Below are 19,636 nucleotides of genomic sequence, written 5' to 3' on the forward strand. Positions count from 1 at the left end.
TTGTCCCCTTAATTGCAAAATCAAGAATTAAGAAAAAGGACAACGGGTAATGGCACTCTCATCGAACTATCCCGCAGCACAGGGTCTCTACGATCCTGCAAATGAACATGATGCATGCGGCGTCGCGATGGTGGCCACCCTTAATAAAGTAGCCACACATGAAATTGTAGAGAAGGCACTTACAGCTCTTCGTAATCTCGAGCACCGTGGTGCATCAGGAGCTGAACCTGATTCAGGAGATGGTGCTGGAATTCTTATTCGCGTTCCTGATGCTTTCTATCGCGCAGAAACTACCTTTGAATTACCTGCAGAAGGCTCTTATGCAACAGGCATTGCATTTATTGCACAAGGCGTCACTGTTACCGCAGAGATTGAAAAGCTTGCTAAAGAAGAAGGCCTGACAGTTCTTGGATGGCGTGATCTTCCGGTCAACTCAACTTCCCTTGGTAAGACTGCACTCTCTGTCATGCCGCAGTTCAAGCAGCTCTTTGTAGCGGGCGTTAAGAATGAATCTGGAATTGGACTCGATCGTCTTACCTTTGCACTGCGTAAGCGCGCAGAGCACTCACTTGATCTCTACTTCTCATCTCTGTCTTCACAGACAATTGTCTATAAGGGAATGCTTACAACAGGCCAGCTGGAGGAATTCTTCCCAGATCTCAGTGATGAGCGCGTTGTCTCACCTCTTGCACTCGTGCACTCACGCTTTTCAACAAATACATTCCCTTCATGGCCACTTGCCCACCCATATCGCTTCATCGCACATAACGGTGAAATCAATACAGTAAAGGGAAATCGCAACTGGATGCGTGCTCGTGAATCACTTCTTGAAAGTGATCTCATCGGTGGAGATTTAAAGCGCCTCTTCCCAATCGTTGAAATGTCTGGCTCTGACTCAGCATCCTTTGATGAAGTACTTGAACTTCTCTATCTTGGTGGACGCTCATTGCCACACGCAGTATTGATGATGATTCCTGAAGCATGGGAGAACCATGCGACGATGTCACAGAAGCGTCGTGACTTTTATGCATTCCACGCATCGTTGATGGAGCCTTGGGATGGTCCTGCCTGTGTGACATTTACCGATGGACATCAGGTTGGTGCTGTTCTAGATCGCAATGGACTTCGCCCTTCACGTTTTTGGGTGACAGATGATGGCCTCGTCGTTCTTGCATCCGAAGTGGGAGTACTTGATTTTCCTGCAGAGAAGATTGTTCGAAAAGGAAGACTTCAACCAGGAAAGATGTTCTTGGTCGATATCGAAGCAGGGCGCATCATTGAAGATGACGAGATTAAAGATTCGCTAGCTGATGCTGCGCCTTATGGCACATGGCTTAAAGATGGAATGATCAAGCTCTCTGATCTTCCATCACGTGAGCACATCGTCTATCCACACAAATCTGTTATCCGTCGTCAAAAGGCTTTTGGTTACACAGAAGAAGAAATCAAAATCATTGTGACTCCAATGGCAAAAGGTGGGGGAGAAGCGCTCGGTTCTATGGGAACTGATACTCCTATCGCAGCTCTCTCAGGCAAACCACGTCTACTCTTTGATTACTTCTCACAACTCTTTGCGCAAGTCACCAATCCACCACTGGATGCAATTCGTGAGGAGCTTGTGACAAGTCTCGGTGGATCACTCGGTCCAGAGCACAACTTGCTCGATCCAGGTCCTGAATCCTGTAAACAGATATCACTGGCTTTTCCTGTCATCGATAATGATGAACTTGCAAAGATTATTCACGTCAATGCCGATGATGATTATCCAGAACTTGAGGCATATGTCGTTCGCGGACTCTTCCCGGTAACCGGTGATGGAAACACTCTGCGTGCTCGCCTTGAGGAGATCAAGCGTGAGGTCTCTGATGCGATTGCAAAGGGTGCACACATCATTGTTCTCTCTGACCGCGACGGTGATGCAGAAGATTGTCCAATTCCATCACTGCTACTTACAGCAGCTGTTCACCACCACCTTATTCGCGAAAAGACTCGAACAAAGGTCGGTCTTGTTGTTGAAGCAGGCGATGTTCGCGAAGTGCATCATGTCGCTCTCCTTATCGGTTATGGAGCAGCTGCTGTAAATCCATACCTCGTGATGGAAACTGCAGAAGATCTCGTGAACCAGGGTGTCATTACGGGAATTGCTCCAGAGAAGGCTGTTCGTAACGTCATTAAGGCTCTCGGTAAGGGAGTTCTCAAGGTGATGTCGAAGATGGGCATTTCAACAATTGCTTCTTATACGGGAGCCCAAGTATTTGAAGCAATCGGTATTGCTCAAGATGTTGTCGATGAGTTCTTTGTTGGAACAACATCACGTCTTGGCGGCGTTGATCTTGATGTCATTGCAGAAGAGACCATTAAGCGCCACCATTTTGCATATCCTGTTGGGGGAGAGATTCCAGGTGCTAAGCGACTAGCTGTCGGTGGCGAATACCAATGGCGCCGTGATGGAGAACCGCACCTTTTCAACCCTGAGACTGTCTTTGCACTTCAGCACTCAACGCGCAATAAGCGTTATGACATCTTCAAGCGTTACACAGATAAGGTCAATGATCAGAGCAAGGATTTGATGACTCTGCGCGGACTCTTCCAATTTAAGGAGGGCGAACGCCCTGCCATCTCCCTTGATGAAGTGGAGCCAATTTCAGAGATTGTGAAGCGTTTCTCAACCGGTGCGATGTCATACGGCTCTGTCTCTCAAGAAGTACACGAGACCCTCGCAATCGCAATGAACCGTCTTGGTGCAAAGTCCAATACCGGTGAAGGCGGAGAAGATGAGTCTCGTTATCTTCCGATGGCAAATGGTGATTCAAAGAAGAGTGCTATCAAGCAAGTTGCATCAGGTCGCTTTGGCGTAACAAGTAATTACCTTATTAATGCAACAGATATTCAGATCAAGGTGGCCCAAGGCGCCAAGCCTGGTGAAGGTGGACAACTTCCTGGCTTCAAGGTCTATCCATGGATTGCTAAGGCGCGCTACTCCACACCTGGCGTTGGTCTGATCTCACCGCCGCCTCACCACGATATTTACTCAATTGAAGATCTTGCACAGCTCATCCACGATTTGAAGAATGCAAATAAGGATGCGCGAGTTCACGTCAAGCTTGTTGCAGAAGTAGGTGTTGGAACTGTTGCAGCTGGTGTCTCTAAGGCACATGCCGATGTTGTTCTTATTTCAGGCCACGATGGTGGAACTGGTGCATCACCTTTAACATCACTCAAGCATGCTGGCGCCCCATGGGAGCTTGGCCTTGCGGAGACTCAACAGACACTTCTACTCAATAATTTGCGTGATCGCATCGTTGTTCAAGCAGATGGTCAACTCAAGACTGGTCGCGATGTTGTTATTGCTGCCCTTCTCGGTGCTGAAGAATATGGATTTGCAACTGCGCCACTGGTTGTCTCAGGCTGCATCATGATGCGCGTCTGCCACTTGGATACATGTCCTGTGGGCGTTGCAACACAGAATCCAGAGCTACGTAAGAAGTTCACTGGAAAGCCTGAATTCGTTGAGACATTCTTTGAGTACATCGCAGAGGAAGTCCGTGAAATCTTGGCATCGCTTGGATTCCGCACACTTCTTGAAGCAATTGGCCATGTGGAGTATCTCGATACTCGCGATGCAGTCAATCACTGGAAGGCGAGCGGTTTAGATCTTTCACCACTTCTTGTGCGCCCAGATGTTGATTCACCATTGCACAACACCACACAGCAGGATCATGGACTTGCTGCAGCACTCGATAATAAATTGATTGAACTTTCTAAGGCTGCACTAGAAAAGCAAGAACCTGTTCGTATCGATCTTCCTATTCGCAACGTCAACCGCACAGTCGGAACAATGTTGGGCGCAGAAGTTACTCGTCGCTATGGATCACCAGGTCTTCCAGTCGGAACTATCGATGTCACTCTTCATGGCTCTGCAGGTCAATCACTCGGTGCATTTATTCCTCAAGGCCTCACTCTTCGACTCTACGGTGATGCAAATGATTATGTAGGTAAGGGAATCTCTGGCGGACGTGTAGTTGTTCGTCCAGATGAAAAGGCAAGCTTTAAGTCAGAGCTCAACGTGATTGCCGGTAACGTCATTGGTTATGGCGCAACATCAGGAGATATCTTTATTCGAGGTCTTGCAGGTGAGCGCTTCTGTGTGCGTAACTCAGGTGCTATTGCAGTCGTTGAAGGCGTTGGCGATCACGCTCTTGAATATATGACAGGTGGAACCGTGGTCATCCTCGGACCAACTGGGCGAAATATTGCAGCAGGTATGTCAGGTGGTCGCGCCTTTGTTCTCGATCTCAATACCGCTGTTGTGAATGCTGAGATGGTAGATATTCTCGCCGTTCCCGCAGATCAACGCGAGAATCTCAGGTCTGTTGTCTCTTCCTTCCATGTCGAGACAGGTTCAGAAGTTGCCGCAGCACTCCTTGCAGATTGGGATAACGAGATTTCTCGATTCTCACTTATTATGCCGCGTGATTACGCGAAGGTCTTAGGTGCAATTGAGCGAGCAACCAGAGAAGGTTTGCCCGTGGATGAATACATTATGGAGGTAGCAGCAAATGGCTGATCCAAAAGGATTTATGACAACTCCTCGCGAGACTCCTCAGCGACGTCCCGTTGATGTGCGCATCCAAGATTGGCGCGAAGTCTATGAACCACAATCTTTTGAACACCTACAGAAGCAAGCAGGTCGTTGCATGGATTGCGGAATTCCTTTCTGTCATAACGGATGCCCACTCGGCAACTTGATTCCAGAGTGGAATGACCTCATCTTCCGTGGAGATAAAGAGGAAGCAATTGATCGCCTCCATGCAACCAATAACTTCCCTGAGTTCACAGGGCGCCTCTGTCCTGCTCCATGTGAGACAGCGTGTGTTGTGGGAATTAACCGTGATGCAGTCACCATTAAACAGATTGAACTTCGCACTATTGAAGAGGCATTTGATGCCAATAATGTGAAGCCACTTGCTCCAGATCGTCTATCGGGCAAGACAGTTGCTGTGATTGGTTCAGGTCCAGCAGGACTTGCTGCCGCGCAACAGCTCACTCGTGCTGGACACACAGTTGCTGTCTATGAGCGCGCTGAAAAGATTGGCGGACTTCTTCGCTACGGAATTCCTGAATTTAAGATGGAGAAGCACATCGTTGATCGCCGCCTTGCTCAGATGGAGCAAGAAGGAACTCGTTTTCGCCCAGGCGTTAACGTTGGCGTTGAAATCACAGGATCTGATCTACGCGCTAGATACGATGCAGTTGTTCTAGCAATTGGTGCAACGCAATGGCGCGAGCTACCAATTCCTGGTCGTGAAAACATTGGCATCTATCAAGCGATGGAGTTTTTGCCATGGGGCAATAAGCAGGCTCTCGGTGAGGTAGAAGTTCCCGGAATTAATGTTGCAGGCAAACACGTCATCATCCTTGGTGGTGGAGATACTGGTGCAGATTGCCTTGGAACATCTGTGCGCCAAGGTGCTGCAAGTGTTACTCAACTTGAGATCATGCCTCGTCCAACGGATGAGCGCCCAACATCACAGCCATGGCCAACCTATCCAATGATTTATCGCGTCTCGAGTGCGCACGAAGAGCTCGATAACCGCATGTTCTCTGTCAGTACACAAGAATTTATAGGCGATGGCAAAGGCAATCTCAAAGCGCTCAAGATTGTGGAAACTAAGTTTGAGAATGGAAAGTTCGAGCCAATTCCAGGAACAGAGAAAGAACTTCCAGCCGATTTCGTCTTCCTTGCGATGGGCTTTACAGGTCCTGAGAAGTCAGCACTTATTGAGCAACTTGAGGTCGAACTTGATGATCGCGGCAATATCAAACGAGATGAGAACTTCCAGAGCACTGAAGAGGGAATCTTCGTGGCAGGCGATGTTGGTCGCGGTCAATCTCTGATTGTCTGGGCAATCGCTGAAGGTCGTTCTGCGGCTGCTGCTGTGGATAGATACTTATCAGGGGAGACACAACTACATTCACCGATCGAGCCAACAACTCGTTCGCTCATGGTGTGAGATACATCGGTTTCACACTCGTAAGTACACATCAACCAGAGATAAGGTAATGCCATGCGTCGCGCCAAAATTGTTTGCACTATGGGTCCAGCTGTTGAATCTCCAGAGAAGGTCAAGGAGCTCATTGCAGCGGGTATGAATATGGCGCGCCTGAATCTTTCCCATGGCGGATATGAAGAACATCAAGCACGCCTCGATGCCGTGCGATCTGCTGCCAAAGCTGCGGGTAAAGCTGTTGCAATCCTTGTTGATCTTCAAGGGCCAAAGATTCGCCTTGGCCGCTTTGAAAATGGTCCTCACGATCTATCTCGTGGCGATATTTTCACCATTACTACCGATGAAATCTCTGGAACGAAGGAGCGCGTTGGTACGACATATAAAGGTCTTCCAGGAGATTGCAAAGCTGGAGATCGCATTTTGATCGATGATGGAAAAGTTACTGTTGAAGTGATTGAGGTCAAGGGCAATGATGTCATCACCAAATGTATCCAGCCAGGTACGGTCAGCAACAATAAGGGAATTAACCTTCCGGGCGTTGCAGTCTCTGTTCCTGCGATGTCTAAAAAAGATGAAGATGATCTTCGTTGGGGGCTGCGAGCAGGCGCCGATTTCATCGCACTCTCATTTGTCCGAAATGCTGCAGATGTCAAAGATGTTCACGCCATCATGGATGAAGTGGGAATTCGCGTTCCTGTCATTGCAAAGATTGAGAAGCCTCAGGCTGTTGAGAACCTTGTTGAGATCGTTGCAGCATTTGATGGCATCATGGTCGCTCGTGGCGACCTCGGGGTCGAACTACCTATTGAAGATGTTCCTATGGTTCAAAAGCGCTGTATTGAACTCTCTCGCGATGCTGCAAAGCCAGTCATTGTTGCAACACAGATGCTTGATTCCATGATTACCAATTCATCACCTACGCGCGCAGAGGCGACAGATTGCGCCAACGCTGTTCTTGATGGCGCAGACGCACTCATGCTCTCAGGTGAGACATCAGTCGGAGAGTTTGCAATTCAGGCTGTAGAAACAATGGCTCGCATCATTGAGCGCACCGAAGAACTTGGCCTTGATCGCATTCGTCCATTGATGACTAATCCACGTACTAAAGGTGGAGCAATCACTAAGGCAGCAGCTGAAGTGGGTCTTATCGTGGGCGCGAAGTTCCTTGTGACCTTTACGCAATCGGGTGATTCAGCGCGACGTATTTCTCGTCTGCGCTCTCCTATTCCAATTCTTGCAATTACTCCTGAAGAGGGCACCTATAACCGCTTAGCTCTCTCATGGGGAGTCGAGCCGCTGATTACTCCTATGGTCAAACACACCGATGAGATGGTGTTGCAGGCTGACAAGATGCTGATTGAAGGTAAGCGCGCAGAGATTGGTGAACTCGTCATGATCGTTGCTGGCTCACCTCCTGGAATTCCAGGTTCGACCAATGCGATGCGCGTGCACAAGGTTGGCGATGCCGTTAATGGCGTTGTCGCTGCATACCGCTAATCCACAAGCTCTCTCGTTTCGCCTAACTCCTCTCTTCTAATACGATAGGGGAGTACGCCTCGGTACTCCAACGGTAGAGAGGGCAGTCTCAAACACTGCATAGTGTCGGTTCGAATCCGACTCGAGGCACATGAGTAAAGAATCCACGCAGAGCGCACCTGTGCGAATCCTTGTTGCCGAGGATGAAGCGCTCATTCGTATGGATCTTGTTGAGATGTTGCAAGAAGCTGGTTATGAAGTCATCGCACAAGCGACCAATGGTGAAGAGGCAATCGCACTTGCAACAGAACATAGACCAGATTTAGCAATCCTTGATGTGAAGATGCCAGTCCTCGATGGAATTTCTGCAGCTGAGAAAATCATCTCGATTGCTCCAGTTCTGATGTTGACAGCATTTAGCCAGAAAGAACTTATTGATCGCGCACGTGATGCTGGTGTGATGGCATATGTTGTGAAGCCATTTACTATCGGAGATTTGGTTCCTGCTATTGAAATTGCAATTAGCCGACATACTCAGATGAAATCACTTGCCGAAGAGGTTGCCGATCTCCATGAACGACTTGAGACTCGAAAAATTATTGATCGAGCCAAAGGGATTTTGATGAAGGCGCTAAACCTTTCAGAGCCAGAAGCATTTTCTTGGATTCAAAGGGCTGCAATGGACCGCCGCCTGACCATGAAAGAGGTCGCCCAAGCCGTCATTTCCCCTGAGGCCGCCCTGGATAAGTAGCTCGTCCTAGCAAATATGAGCCACAGGAAAATCACCTAATTTCGTGATGCAAAAGTAACCTCCCACGCCGTATTTCGGGCAATTACACCTTGTCTCAACTAGGGGTTGAGCATTACTCTTCTCACCTCCCTGTCCCGGGACACAAGCATGAAAAAACAGGAAGGCAATACATGAACAAGAAGCTCATCAGCGCTCTTGCTATTGCTGCTGCTACAACTCTCGCTCTTGGCGTAGTTGCAACAGCTCCAGCAAATGCAGCAGCGAAGAAGAATGTAACACTCGCATTCCAGGGTCCACTAACAGGTCCTGATGCACAGCTCGGCCAGGATCAATTCCCTGGTGCAGAGTGGGCAATTGCGCTTTACAACGCAAAGAACCCAGCTGTAAAGATCACACTTATCAAGGCTGACTCACAGTGCGACGGAACAGTTGCTGCAAACATCGCTCCTGGTGTTGCTGCTAACAAGGCAGTTATCGGCGTTATCGGAACATCATGTTCTGGTGAAGCACGTAACTCATTCCCTGCATACAAGGCTGCTGGCCTCACAATGGTCGCACCTTCAGCATCAGCTGTATCACTAACAGATCCAAAGGCTCCAGACCGTGGATTCCCAGTCTTCCACCGCGTTGTAGCTCACGATGGTTTCCAGGCACCAGCTCTAGTTCGCTATGCAACTAAGGGTGTCTCATCACCAAAGATCTACCTCGTTGATGACCAGACCACATACGGCGCAGGTCTCATCAAGTACGCAATGGCTCCAGCTAAGAAGATCGGTGTTGCAGGTACAGATTCAGTTCCACGCGGAACTGCTGACTGGACTTCAGTAGCATCAAAGGTCAAGGCTTCAGGCGCTAACGTTGTTATCTACGGTGGTTACACAGTAGAAGCAGCGAAGTTCTTCAAGGCTCTTCGCGATGGTGGATACACAGGTATCCTTGCAGCTGGAGATGGTGTTAACACATCAGACTTCCCAGATCTAGCAGGTAAGGCAGCTGACGGCGTTCGCCTCACAGCAGCAGATGTTCCTTTCGACTCACTTCTAACTGCAGCAGAACTTGCTTCATTCCAGAAGATCACAGGCGTAAAGGTTCCTGGTCTCTACTCAGCAACTGCATACAACGCAGCACAGGTGTTCATCACTTGTATCGAACAGGGCAAGCTAACTCGCCCAGCGATTCAGCTATGCGTTAACAGCCAAACCTTCAAGGGTGCAGGCGGATCATCAATCAAGTTCAACCGTTATGGAGACATCATCGGTGGAGCTGACGTGGGTGGTTACCTCGTAAAGAACGGAAAGATCGTCTACGACGCAATTGCTTAATAAGCACTGCATCTAGTAACACTTTCAATATGTAGTAGGGAGTGGCCATCTTCGCAATACACTGCGGAGGTGGCCACTCCTCATAACACTCTTAGTACCTTCAAAGATCGGTAGATATGAACTTTTCAGTCATAACGACCCAGTTCTGGTCCCTAGTTCTTCAAGGACTTGCCCTCGGTCTGATTTACTCACTTGTCGCACTCGGATACACCATGGTGTACGGAGTTTTGAGACTCATTAACTTTGCAAACTCAGAAGTATTTATGTTGGGAACATTTGCTGTTCTCTGGGTGGAAATTACATTCCTTGGCCATCCAATCAACGCTAAACCGCTGCAAGGTTTCGAGTTGGTTTACACACTCGTCATTGCACTCGTCGGCTCCATGATTGCTTGTGCAGTCTTAGCCGTGCTTGTTGAGCTTGTCGCATATCGACGACTCCGAGCTCGAGGTGCAAATAGACTCGCCTCACTTATTTCAGCTATTGGCGTATCAATCTTTCTTCTTGAAGGCATGCGCATGTACACGAAGTCTCGTCCTGCTTCCGCCCCTCGCTTGCTCGAGAAGTGGTCTTTTGGAGAAATAGCAGGAGCAAACTTCCGCATCGACACAATGCTTGCAATCGTTTCCCCGATTATCATCTTCGTAGCTCTTGATCAGTTCGTTAATCGATCACGACTTGGTAAAGCTATTCGCGCAGTATCGATGTCAGAAGATAATGCGAAGTTGATGGGAATTAACATCAACCGAGTTATCTCTATGACATTCCTTATCGGTGGTCTCACCACAGGTGCGGCTGCTTTCCTCTATACAACCGTCTATGAAAACACAGTCTTTAACGTCGGCTTTAATATGGGTATCGCAGCATTTACTGCCGCAGTTCTCGGTGGAATCGGTAACCTTCGTGGAGCTTTCTACGGTGGTCTTGCACTGGGAATGATGGAGCAGTTCGCTTCAGCAATTCTCGGATCACAGTGGAAGGCAGTAACAGTCTTCGTTATCTTGGTCCTTATCCTTCTCTTCAAACCGAATGGCCTCTTTGGTGAGGCAGTACAGCAGACGAGGACATGATGAATACACTTCGAAACTTTAATCTTCGCGATAAAGGCGCAGAAATCTGGGCAGGCTGGAACCGTCCAGTTCGTACTGTCTTTGTCGTTGCGATGATAATCATCGTGGGTCTGATTCCATTTGCAGCAGATTGGGGTCCTACAAGCTTCCTCAATACACCGATTACTTCATTCCAAAACGTTCTGGTCTATCCAGTTGGAATGTTTGTACTCATGGCACTTGGCCTCAATATCGTGGTGGGAAAGTCGGGACTTCTCGATCTTGGATATGTTGCCTTCTTTGCCATCGGAGCCTACGCACAAGCAATTCTCTCCACGCTTTTTGGGTGGAATACATGGGAGATTCTTCCATTCGGAATTATCTTCGCGATGATTTCAGGTGTGATTCTGGGTCTTCCGGCACTTCGACTTCGTGGCGATTATTTAGCAATCATCACTCTAGGTTTTGGTGAGATCGTTCGCATCGTTGCACTGAATCTCTCTGTGACAGGTGGACCTAACGGAATCGCGGGTATCCCAAACCCTCCAACAATCTTTGGTTTCGAATTCAATCTCATGTTCCCAGAACACTTCTTCTGGTTGGTTTTTGTCATGATCTTGCTCGTAATCTGGATGATTCGCCGCTTTACGGTGCGCCGCCCAGGTCGTGCGTGGGAAGCGATTCGCCAGGATGAAGATGTTGCAGCGCTCATGGGCGTCAACACTTTGATCTACAAACTGTGGTCGTTCGTGATTGGCGCTGCAGTCGGTGGCGCAGCAGGAGTTCTCTATGCATCTAAGGTCATGGTGATCTCACCGGATATGTTCAAGTTTGAAGTCTCAATCTTAATTCTTGCCTGCGTAGTCTTCGGGGGAATCGGAAATATCTGGGGAGTCGTGCTGGGAGCATCAATGCTTGCCTACCTCCCAGAGCGTATTCGCTTCATCTCTGATGCACGTCAAGTGATCTTCGGACTCGTTCTTATCTTGATGATGAACTTGCGTCCAGATGGATTACTTCCACGAAAGAAACGTGAAAAGATTACAGAGAAGAGGTCTATGTAATGTCTGAGAAACTTCTCGAACTTAAGAATGTAACTATTAAATTCGGTGGCGTTACAGCCCTGAATGAAGTTAATTTCCATGTCAATAAGGGTGAAATCTGCGCTCTTATTGGTCCTAATGGTGCAGGAAAGACAACAGTATTTAACGTTGTTACTGGTGTTTATCCAATCACATCAGGTGAAATGATGTTTAAGGGCAAGAGCCTTTCTGGTCTTAAGCGCCATCAAGTTACCAAAGCGGGCCTAGCTCGTACTTTCCAGAACGTCCGTCTCTTTGGAGATATGACCGCACTCGAAAATGTCATCACAGCAACCGATGTCCATAAGAAGACCGGACTCTTACGCGCTTTGATTGGCACTCCACTTAACCGTCGTGAAGAGAAGGAGAGCAAAGAGCGCGCATACGAGCTCTTGTCGCTCATGGGTATAGATCACCGCGCTGATCAACTTGCTAAAAATCTTCCCTACGGAGATCAGCGTCGCCTTGAGATTGCTCGTGCACTCGGAACAGAGCCAGAGTTATTGCTCCTTGATGAACCGGCTGCAGGATTTAACCCTGCTGAAAAGGTTGAGCTAGCAAACCTGATCAAGAAGATTCGCGATAGGGGATACACGGTCCTTCTCATCGAGCACGATATGTCCCTCATCATGGGAATCTCTGACCGCGTTGCAGTTCTCGACTTTGGTTCAAAGATTGCAGATGATCTTCCATCAGTAGTTCAAAACGACCCTCGTGTTATTGAGGCTTACCTAGGAGTGCCAGCAGATGCGTCTTGAAATTAAAGATCTTCGTGTTCACTACGGCAAGATTGAAGCTATCAAAGGTGTTTCAGTTGTCGTAAACCAAGGTGAAATTGTGACCCTTATCGGTGCTAATGGTGCGGGTAAGACAACAATTTTGAAGACTATCTCTGGCCTTCGCAATGTCACTAGTGGATCCATTACTTTTGACGGTGGAGAGATCAGTAAAGTTCCGGCACATGAGCGTGTGGATCTAGGCATCTCACAAGTTCCTGAAGGTCGCGGAATCTTCCCTGGTATGACAGTTCTTGAAAACCTTGAGATGGGTAAGTTCAACCGTAAGAATCGTAAAGCGGAGATGGATGAAGATCTTGATCGCATCTATACCTTGTTCCCACGTTTGAAGGAGCGCACTTCACAAGCTGGTGGAACTCTTTCAGGTGGTGAGCAGCAGATGCTTGCAATGGGTCGCGCACTGATGGCTCGTCCGAAGGTCTTGCTCCTTGATGAGCCTTCTATGGGACTTGCACCTCAGATGATTGCAAATATCTTCCGCATCATCACTGAGATCAATAAGCAGGGCGTAACCATTCTTCTGGTTGAGCAGAATGCACAGCAGGCTCTACAACGTGCTGACCGTGCTTATATTCTGGAAACAGGAAATGTTACAAAGGAAGCAGCAGCTTCTGACCTACTCAATGATCCAGCTGTCCGCGAGGCATACCTCGGAACAGGTGCTCATTAATTACTGATTAATCCTTATTTAAAATGAGGCAGGTTATGCGAGCAGTACAGGTTCGCTGACCTGCCTCGTTTGTTATTACGATCTCATAGACGCAGAGTGTGCGACCAAGTGAGACTGGGGTAGCAACAGCTGTCACATATCCACTCGATGTTGATTTATGGTGAGTTGCGTTGATATCTACGCCCACAACTTTGCGGTCAGGGCCGGCATGTAATTGAGTACCGATAGAACCTAGTGATTCAGCGAGAACAACGTTAGCTCCACCGTGGAGAATGCCTATGGGTTGAGTATTTCCCTCAACAGGCATACGTGCCACCAAACGCTGCGGTGAGACTTCGAGCATTTCGATACCCATCTTGATATCGAGAGCGCCTTGTCCACGTTCTTTGATGATTGCTAAGTAATCAGGTTCACTCATAGTTGCAGAGTTTATATCTATGATGAGTGCCATGGCTACGAAGAGATTGCTCCTTATCGATGGCCATTCCATGGCCTATCGAGCATTCTTCGCACTTCCTGCCGAGAACTTCACAACGGCGCAAGGCCAGCACACCAATGCCATCTATGGCTTTGCAACGATGCTGATTTCCCTATTAAAGGATGAGAAGCCGACTCATGTCGCTGTGGCATTTGATGTCTCGCGCAAGACCTTCCGTACTGAAATCTTTCCTGAATATAAGGCCAATCGTGCCAAGACCCCCGATGAATTTCGTTCACAGATGTCCTATCTACATGAGTTGGTGAAAGGTTTTGGAATCAGCCAATTTAAAATAGAAGGCTTTGAAGCAGATGACATCATCGCAACGATTACAAAGCGTGCAGAGAAAGAGGGTGCAGAGGTTCTCATCTGTACTGGTGATCGGGATAGCTTTCAGCTAGTTACGAAGCAGACGACAGTTCTCTATCCCAAGCGTGGTGTCTCTGAGATGGCGCGTATGACACCGGATGCCGTGCAAGAAAAGTATGGAATGTCGCCTGAGCAATATCCAGATTTTGCAGCTCTTCGAGGAGATCCCAGTGATAACTTGCCATCAATCCCAGGGGTTGGAGAGAAGACTGCATCAAAATGGGTTATTGAATATGGCTCACTGGGTGAGCTTCTTGCACAAGCCGAGAAGGTGGGCGGAAAAGTTGGAGAATCACTTCGCGCCAATATCGATAATGTAAAGCGCAATCGCGAACTTACCCAGCTCATCCATGATGCACCGATGGATTTCACCATTGATGCTCTTGCTTGGAGCGGTGTTGCAGAATCTGATCTCACCTCACTCTTTGAACAACTTGAATTTCGCACACTGAAAGATCGATTGAAAGTTATCTCTGCAGCAGGTGCGCAGACGCCTGCGAAGGAGGAAGCTAAATCATCAGAGCCTGAATTCTCTCTCTTTGGTTCAGAGATTGACTCATCTGTTCTTACATCAGATGAGGTGAGCGCCAAGATTGGTGGGCAGCAAGGTGCAATCTCGATTGCATATGAACTAGTCGATGATCGACTGCATCGTTATGCCATTGCACTGGATAAGAAGACAGCATTTTTAGTTCACTCATCAGAGATGGGGGAGTGGGCGACAAATCCAGCGGTTGAAAAGATAGCCCACGATGCAAAGTCTGTGGCTCGCGATAATGGACTCACAGGAGTTGTCTTCGATACATCTCTTGCCGCATACCTTGTAAATCCTGGAGTTCGTTCACAGGAGGTCAAAGATCTGTTGGAGCGTTGGGGCGATGGCAGTCAGATAGATGAGTCTTCACCTGAACAAATACTGCTCACAACAGCATGTGCACTCTTTGGACTTCGAGATTCATTATCTAAGGAACTTAACGATCGTGGATTAACAAAGCTCTATCACGAGCTCGAACTCCCGATTGCTGACTTATTGGCGTTGATGGAGAACCGTGGAATCGCAGTAGATAAGAAGGGCCTAGAAACGCTTGCCATATTCTTTGATAGCGAAGTAGCCCGTGAGACCAAGATTGCCCATGATGCAGCAGGACATGAATTTAATGTGGGCTCACCTAAGCAGCTACAAGTTGTTCTCTTTGATGAACTTGGTCTTCCCAAGACGAAGAAGATTAAGACCGGTTACACCACGGATGCTGATGCTCTTACGTGGCTCTTTGAGAAGACTTCGCACCCAGTTCTTGCCGCCCTTCTTCGTATTCGTGAGACAAAGAAGCTAGCGACAACTATTGAAGGCTTACTCGTTGAAATTCAAAAGGATAAGCGAATCCACACCCACTTTGCACAGACAGTTGCAGCAACTGGGCGCTTGTCATCTGTGGGACCTAACTTGCAGAACATTCCCGTGCGCACAGAAGAAGGGCGCAAAATTCGTGGGTGCTTCATTGCAGGTAGTGGCTATGACGCACTTCTGACAGCAGATTACAGTCAGATTGAGATGCGCATCATGGCTCACCTATCTCATGATGAACATCTACTGAAAGCATTTGAATCAGGGGAGGATCTTCATGCAACAGTTGCTGCAGAAGTCTTTGGTGTGAAAGCTGCAGATGTTGACCCCGAGATGCGTCGTCAGATAAAGGCGATGTCCTATGGGCTTGCTTACGGTCTGAGTTCTTATGGACTAGCTGTGCAGCTTGATCTGACCCCTCCTGCAGCACAAGATTTGATGGATAGATACTTCGAACGCTTCGGTGGCATTCGCGATTACCTCAAAACTGTTGTCGATGATGCACGCAAAGTTGGTTACACAGAAACTGTTATGGGGCGCCGCCGCTACCTTCCCGATCTCATGCATGACAATCGTCAGAGACGTGAGGTTGCAGAGCGCATGGCACTCAACGCTCCAATCCAAGGATCTGCTGCAGACATCATCAAGCAAGCGATGCTTAATGTGCAGGGAGCACTGGTTGCCGGTAAGTATGAGTCGCGCTTGTTATTGCAGGTTCACGATGAACTTATTTTGGAAGTTAAAACTGCAGAAATTGATGCAGTCTCAGAACTTGTCCGCGAGCAGATGGGTAAGGCATATCCGCTTCGTGCACCACTAGATGTCTCAGTGGGTATTGGAAAGAGTTGGAACGAAGCTGCTCACTAAGTCGTTGTGGGGGAGTTATCTTTCATCGCTGCGAGATCTTCTTCATCTGTTGGAATTCGATCTGCTGCGATAAGCCGAGCTTTGCCTAGTGCGAGAATTATGTATCCGATACCGATACATGCTGTTGTGATCGAGAGTGCGATAGTCGGAGAGAGTTTTTCTGAGATAACTCCTCCAAATGCTGAACCAATAGACATCAACGTTCCTTCAACGGTCCAGAGCCAACCCATCATCGCGGTTGGAGAACCTTGAGGTCGGATCGCCTCCATGACTTCCCAATAGAAGACCATGATTGCTCCACCGAGAAGTCCTAGTAGTGCAGCGGCTATAACCATGGTCCAACCTGGATGGGTGAGCACCATAGGAATTGATGCAAAGAACCAGACGCCATATGTTCTGCGCATTGCACGAAGTGAGGATGTTCGCTTAGAGACGAGCCCTGCAAGTAATCCTCCAATAATGTTTGCAAGGCCCATCGCGGTAAATATCCACGCAGTCATATAGGGGACTTTTTCAATTGTTGTAAATGCAGGTACTGCCACATCAAAGACGCCCCAACCAAATCCAAGGAAACATCCTTCAATCATCAGAAGTTGGAGAGGCTTATGGCGCCAGAGTGGTTGGTCATCTGCAGATTTCTTCTCTGGGATCCAGCTCCGTGAAACTTTTGTGAGCGCAAGTGCTCCGCCACCTAAGAGCATGAGCCCACCACAAATATTCAGCGGCAGAGATGGGCGAGATGAGAGAGCGAGAGATGTCGCGATAACTGGACCAACTACACCTGCAGTACTCATGACTGCGGTATCCATCGCATAGGCGGTGCGCAGATAATTATCAGGAACGATAATCTTCCAAAGAGGGCGTACGGATAAGTTAATTGGGGGAGCGCTTAGCCCCATGACAAATGCAAAGATCAACATCAATGGTTTTGATTCAATTGCATTGAGTGCAAATGCCATACCTGCATATGCTGGAACCATGATTCGAAGCGGCCACGTTTGACCGTACTTATCCATAATGGAGCCACGGATACCGGCAGTAAGGGAACCCGCTGCTGCATTGAGTCCGATTGCAAAACCGGCAAAGGCGATAGAACCAGTTGTCTGCTCTGCTTTAAAGAAGATCGATAATCCCACCATTCCGTATGCAACGCGAGCTGGGAAGCAGGCAAGAAGAAGGCCCCATACATTGGGAAAACGGAATAACTCCATATAGCGCTTCATTGCACCGCAATCCTATGTGCAGTCCTTCATTTCTATGCGGGGATTTGCCTGTAAATCACCCCCACCAATACTCTTAGCCTCCCGATTCACCTGAAGCGGGAAAAATTTCATAGTCCTATCCCTACTACTTTCTATCCCCACGGAGCATCTTGACTACACAAATTGCAATAAATGACATTGGATCAGCGGAAGATTTTCTAGCCGCAATTGAAGGAACAATCAGAAATTTCAGTGACGGAGACCTCGTCATTGGCACAGTCGTTCAAATTGATCGCGAAGAAGTACTCCTAGACGTCGGATACAAGACTGAAGGCGTAATTCCATCACGCGAACTCTCTATCCGCCACGATGCAGATCCAAATGACATCGTTAAGGTTGGAGATAAAGTTGAAGCGCTTGTTCTTCAGAAGGAAGATAAAGAAGGACGCCTAATTCTCTCTAAGAAGCGTGCTCAGTATGAGCGTGCATGGGGCGAGATCGAAGGCAAGAAAGAACGCGATGAAGTTGTCATCGGAACAGTTATTGAAGTTGTTAAGGGCGGACTTATCGTCGACATCGGATTGCGCGGCTTCTTGCCAGCATCCCTCGTTGAAATGCGTCGCGTTCGTGACCTCACTCCTTACATCGGTAAGCAGGTTGAGGCTCGCATCATCGAGCTCGATAAGAATCGCAACAACGTTGTGCTTTCACGTCGCGCATTCCTTGAGCAGACACAGTCTCAGTCACGCACTGAATTCTTGAACCAGCTCCAAAAGGGTCAGGTTCGTTCAGGCGTTGTCTCATCAATCGTTAACTTCGGTGCATTCGTTGACCTTGGTGGCGTTGATGGTCTTGTTCACGTTTCAGAGCTTTCATGGAAGCACATCGATCACCCAGGTGAAGTTGTTGAAGTTGGCGATGAAGTAACTGTTGAGGTTCTCGAAGTCGATTTCGAGCGCGAGCGTGTCTCACTCTCACTCAAGGCAACACAGGAAGATCCATGGCAGGCATTTGCTCGCACTCACACAATTAACACTGTTGTGCCAGGTGTCGTAACAAAGCTTGTTCCATTCGGTGCATTCATTCGTGTTCACGAAGGAATTGAAGGACTTGTTCACATCTCAGAGTTGGCAGAACGCCACGTTGAGATCCCAGAGCAGGTTGTTGCAGTAGATGACGAGCTCTTCGTCAAGATCATCGATATCGATCTTGAGCGTCGCCGCATCTCACTCTCATTGAAGCAGGCTAATGAAGGACATGAAGTCGAGATCGAAGCATTCGATCCAACACAGTACGGAATGTCTGCTCGTTACGATGCTGAAGGAAACTTCATCTATCCAGAAGGTTTCGATCCTGATACTCAGGAATGGAAGCCGGGATATGACACACAGCGCGAAGAGTGGGAGCGTCAATACGCGGTTGCTCAGGAGCGCTTCATGGCTCACAAGAAGCAGAAGGCTGAAGCAAAGGTCGCTGAAGAAGCTGCCGTTGTAGCAGAAGAAGCTGTTGTAGCTGAATAAGTAATTACTAAAGAGGGACTCATTCGGGTCGCGAGCTGATATTTCACTCGCACACCCCGCATGGGTCCCTTTTTAATTACCGCAAAGGTAGAGTTAAGACATGTTGGTTGTAGCGCTCACAGGTGGAATTGGTTCGGGTAAATCAACCGTTGCGCAGAACTTTGCAGAACTTGGCGCACTTGTTATTGATGCAGATCAGTTAGCACGTATGGCTATCGAGCGTGGCACAGATGGATTTGCCGATGTATTACTTCGCTTCGGAGATGAAGTCATCCTCAATGGAGATATCGACCGGAAGAAGCTCGCTGAGATTGTCTTTAGTGATGAGAAAGCCCGAAAAGATCTTGAAGCAATTATCCATCCACGCGTGCAGGCACTTTTTGCCCAAGCAGTTGCAGATCTAGAACTTGATGACATTTTGATTTATGAGATTCCGCTCCTTGTTGAGACAGGGGCTGCTGAGAAATTTGATTATGTTGTCACGGTTGAATCCGATATCGAACTGCGTAAGGCGCGTCTTCTAAAGAAGGGGCTCTACATCTCACAAATTGAAAAGCGCATGGCTTCTCAGGCAAGTGAAGAGGCCCGCACGGCTATCGCTGATGCCGTTATCCGCAACGATGGCGATGAGGATTCCCTGCTGCGTCAGGTGGAAAATCTCTGGGAGAGCGTTCTTCTACCGCAATCGCTAGGCTAA

The 19,636-nt window shown here is 48.2% G+C and carries 14 protein-coding genes and 1 tRNA gene; 13 read left to right on the plus strand and 2 right to left on the minus strand.

Features of this window, described 5'->3' with window-relative positions; translation table 11 throughout:
* The first annotated feature begins 49 nt into the window (after nucleotides 1-49).
* The 10 genes from gltB (at nucleotide 50) to A1sIIA65_RS02920 (ending at nucleotide 13,158) form a co-directional block, all read left to right on the plus strand.
* Nucleotides 50-4,567: a glutamate synthase large subunit gene (gltB, locus tag A1sIIA65_RS02875; RefSeq protein WP_095676089.1), complete on the plus strand. Its 4,518-nt coding sequence runs from the start codon at nucleotides 50-52 to the stop codon at nucleotides 4,565-4,567.
* Nucleotides 4,560-6,014 (plus strand): glutamate synthase subunit beta, encoded by a 1,455-nt coding sequence (locus tag A1sIIA65_RS02880; protein ID WP_095676090.1) that lies wholly within the window; start codon nucleotides 4,560-4,562, stop codon nucleotides 6,012-6,014. The genes gltB and A1sIIA65_RS02880 overlap by 8 nt, the downstream gene beginning before the upstream one ends.
* A 54-nt stretch (nucleotides 6,015-6,068) precedes the next feature.
* Nucleotides 6,069-7,508: a pyruvate kinase gene (gene pyk / locus A1sIIA65_RS02885; RefSeq protein WP_095676091.1), complete on the plus strand. Its 1,440-nt coding sequence runs from the start codon at nucleotides 6,069-6,071 to the stop codon at nucleotides 7,506-7,508.
* Nucleotides 7,509-7,564: 56 nt separating this feature from the next.
* Nucleotides 7,565-7,637: transfer RNA gene (locus A1sIIA65_RS02890), tRNA-Leu, on the plus strand.
* Nucleotide 7,638: 1 nt separating this feature from the next.
* Complete coding sequence (locus A1sIIA65_RS02895; RefSeq protein ID WP_095676092.1) at nucleotides 7,639-8,238, plus strand: ANTAR domain-containing response regulator; 600 nt, start codon at nucleotides 7,639-7,641, stop codon at nucleotides 8,236-8,238.
* Nucleotides 8,239-8,408: 170 nt separating this feature from the next.
* Nucleotides 8,409-9,560, plus strand: coding sequence for a branched-chain amino acid ABC transporter substrate-binding protein (locus tag A1sIIA65_RS02900; protein ID WP_095676093.1), 1,152 nt, complete (start codon nucleotides 8,409-8,411; stop codon nucleotides 9,558-9,560).
* 116 nt (nucleotides 9,561-9,676) lie between these two features.
* Nucleotides 9,677-10,630, plus strand: a complete 954-nt coding sequence (locus A1sIIA65_RS02905) for a branched-chain amino acid ABC transporter permease (RefSeq protein WP_095676094.1) — start codon at nucleotides 9,677-9,679, stop codon at nucleotides 10,628-10,630.
* Nucleotides 10,627-11,673, plus strand: a complete 1,047-nt coding sequence (locus A1sIIA65_RS02910; protein ID WP_223298556.1) for a branched-chain amino acid ABC transporter permease — start codon at nucleotides 10,627-10,629, stop codon at nucleotides 11,671-11,673. The genes A1sIIA65_RS02905 and A1sIIA65_RS02910 overlap by 4 nt, the downstream gene beginning before the upstream one ends.
* On the plus strand, nucleotides 11,673-12,449 hold the full coding sequence (locus A1sIIA65_RS02915; RefSeq protein WP_095676096.1) for an ABC transporter ATP-binding protein: 777 nt from the start codon (nucleotides 11,673-11,675) through the stop codon (nucleotides 12,447-12,449). Before A1sIIA65_RS02910 ends, A1sIIA65_RS02915 begins: the two co-directional genes overlap by 1 nt.
* Entirely contained in the window at nucleotides 12,439-13,158 is a 720-nt protein-coding gene (locus A1sIIA65_RS02920; protein WP_095676097.1) for an ABC transporter ATP-binding protein, read from the plus strand. Before A1sIIA65_RS02915 ends, A1sIIA65_RS02920 begins: the two co-directional genes overlap by 11 nt.
* Before the next feature lie 7 nt (nucleotides 13,159-13,165).
* Here the strand turns inward: A1sIIA65_RS02920 and A1sIIA65_RS02925 are convergent, their stop codons facing one another.
* Nucleotides 13,166-13,576, minus strand: coding sequence for a PaaI family thioesterase (locus A1sIIA65_RS02925; protein WP_095676836.1), 411 nt, complete (start codon nucleotides 13,574-13,576; stop codon nucleotides 13,166-13,168).
* Between the two features lie 22 nt (nucleotides 13,577-13,598).
* Here A1sIIA65_RS02925 and polA point away from each other — a divergent pair, with 22 nt between their 5' ends.
* Nucleotides 13,599-16,217: a DNA polymerase I gene (gene polA / locus A1sIIA65_RS02930; protein ID WP_095676835.1), complete on the plus strand. Its 2,619-nt coding sequence runs from the start codon at nucleotides 13,599-13,601 to the stop codon at nucleotides 16,215-16,217.
* On the opposite strand, the gene A1sIIA65_RS02935 is transcribed toward polA, so the two are convergent.
* Entirely contained in the window at nucleotides 16,214-17,440 is a 1,227-nt protein-coding gene (locus A1sIIA65_RS02935; RefSeq protein WP_095676098.1) for an MFS transporter, read from the minus strand. The genes polA and A1sIIA65_RS02935 overlap by 4 nt on opposite strands.
* Before the next feature lie 146 nt (nucleotides 17,441-17,586).
* On the opposite strand from A1sIIA65_RS02935, the gene rpsA reads away from it, so the two are divergent.
* The gene (gene rpsA, locus A1sIIA65_RS02940; protein ID WP_095676099.1) at nucleotides 17,587-18,939 is read left to right on the plus strand and encodes a 30S ribosomal protein S1; all 1,353 of its coding nucleotides are present in this window, start codon (nucleotides 17,587-17,589) and stop codon (nucleotides 18,937-18,939) included.
* A 100-nt stretch (nucleotides 18,940-19,039) separates the two neighbouring features.
* Nucleotides 19,040-19,636: a dephospho-CoA kinase gene (gene coaE / locus A1sIIA65_RS02945; protein WP_095676100.1), complete on the plus strand. Its 597-nt coding sequence runs from the start codon at nucleotides 19,040-19,042 to the stop codon at nucleotides 19,634-19,636.

Source organism: Candidatus Planktophila dulcis, assembly GCF_002288225.1.
Lineage (GTDB): Bacteria > Actinomycetota > Actinomycetes > Nanopelagicales > Nanopelagicaceae > Planktophila > Planktophila dulcis.

Bases quoted from the DNA above. Each gene is read 5' to 3' on its own strand.
- gltB (WP_095676089.1), top strand. From the start codon at position 50: ATGGCACTCTCATCGAACTATCCCGCAGCACAGGGTCTCTACGATCCT.
- A1sIIA65_RS02910 (WP_223298556.1), top strand. From the start codon at position 10,627: ATGATGAATACACTTCGAAACTTTAATCTTCGCGATAAAGGCGCAGAA.
- A1sIIA65_RS02900 (WP_095676093.1), top strand. From the start codon at position 8,409: ATGAACAAGAAGCTCATCAGCGCTCTTGCTATTGCTGCTGCTACAACT.
- A1sIIA65_RS02915 (WP_095676096.1), top strand. From the start codon at position 11,673: ATGTCTGAGAAACTTCTCGAACTTAAGAATGTAACTATTAAATTCGGT.
- A1sIIA65_RS02920 (WP_095676097.1), top strand. From the start codon at position 12,439: ATGCGTCTTGAAATTAAAGATCTTCGTGTTCACTACGGCAAGATTGAA.
- A1sIIA65_RS02935 (WP_095676098.1), bottom strand. From the start codon at position 17,440: ATGAAGCGCTATATGGAGTTATTCCGTTTTCCCAATGTATGGGGCCTT.
- pyk (WP_095676091.1), top strand. From the start codon at position 6,069: ATGCGTCGCGCCAAAATTGTTTGCACTATGGGTCCAGCTGTTGAATCT.
- A1sIIA65_RS02925 (WP_095676836.1), bottom strand. From the start codon at position 13,576: ATGAGTGAACCTGATTACTTAGCAATCATCAAAGAACGTGGACAAGGC.
- A1sIIA65_RS02905 (WP_095676094.1), top strand. From the start codon at position 9,677: ATGAACTTTTCAGTCATAACGACCCAGTTCTGGTCCCTAGTTCTTCAA.
- A1sIIA65_RS02895 (WP_095676092.1), top strand. From the start codon at position 7,639: ATGAGTAAAGAATCCACGCAGAGCGCACCTGTGCGAATCCTTGTTGCC.
- polA (WP_095676835.1), top strand. From the start codon at position 13,599: ATGAGTGCCATGGCTACGAAGAGATTGCTCCTTATCGATGGCCATTCC.
- A1sIIA65_RS02880 (WP_095676090.1), top strand. From the start codon at position 4,560: ATGGCTGATCCAAAAGGATTTATGACAACTCCTCGCGAGACTCCTCAG.
- coaE (WP_095676100.1), top strand. From the start codon at position 19,040: ATGTTGGTTGTAGCGCTCACAGGTGGAATTGGTTCGGGTAAATCAACC.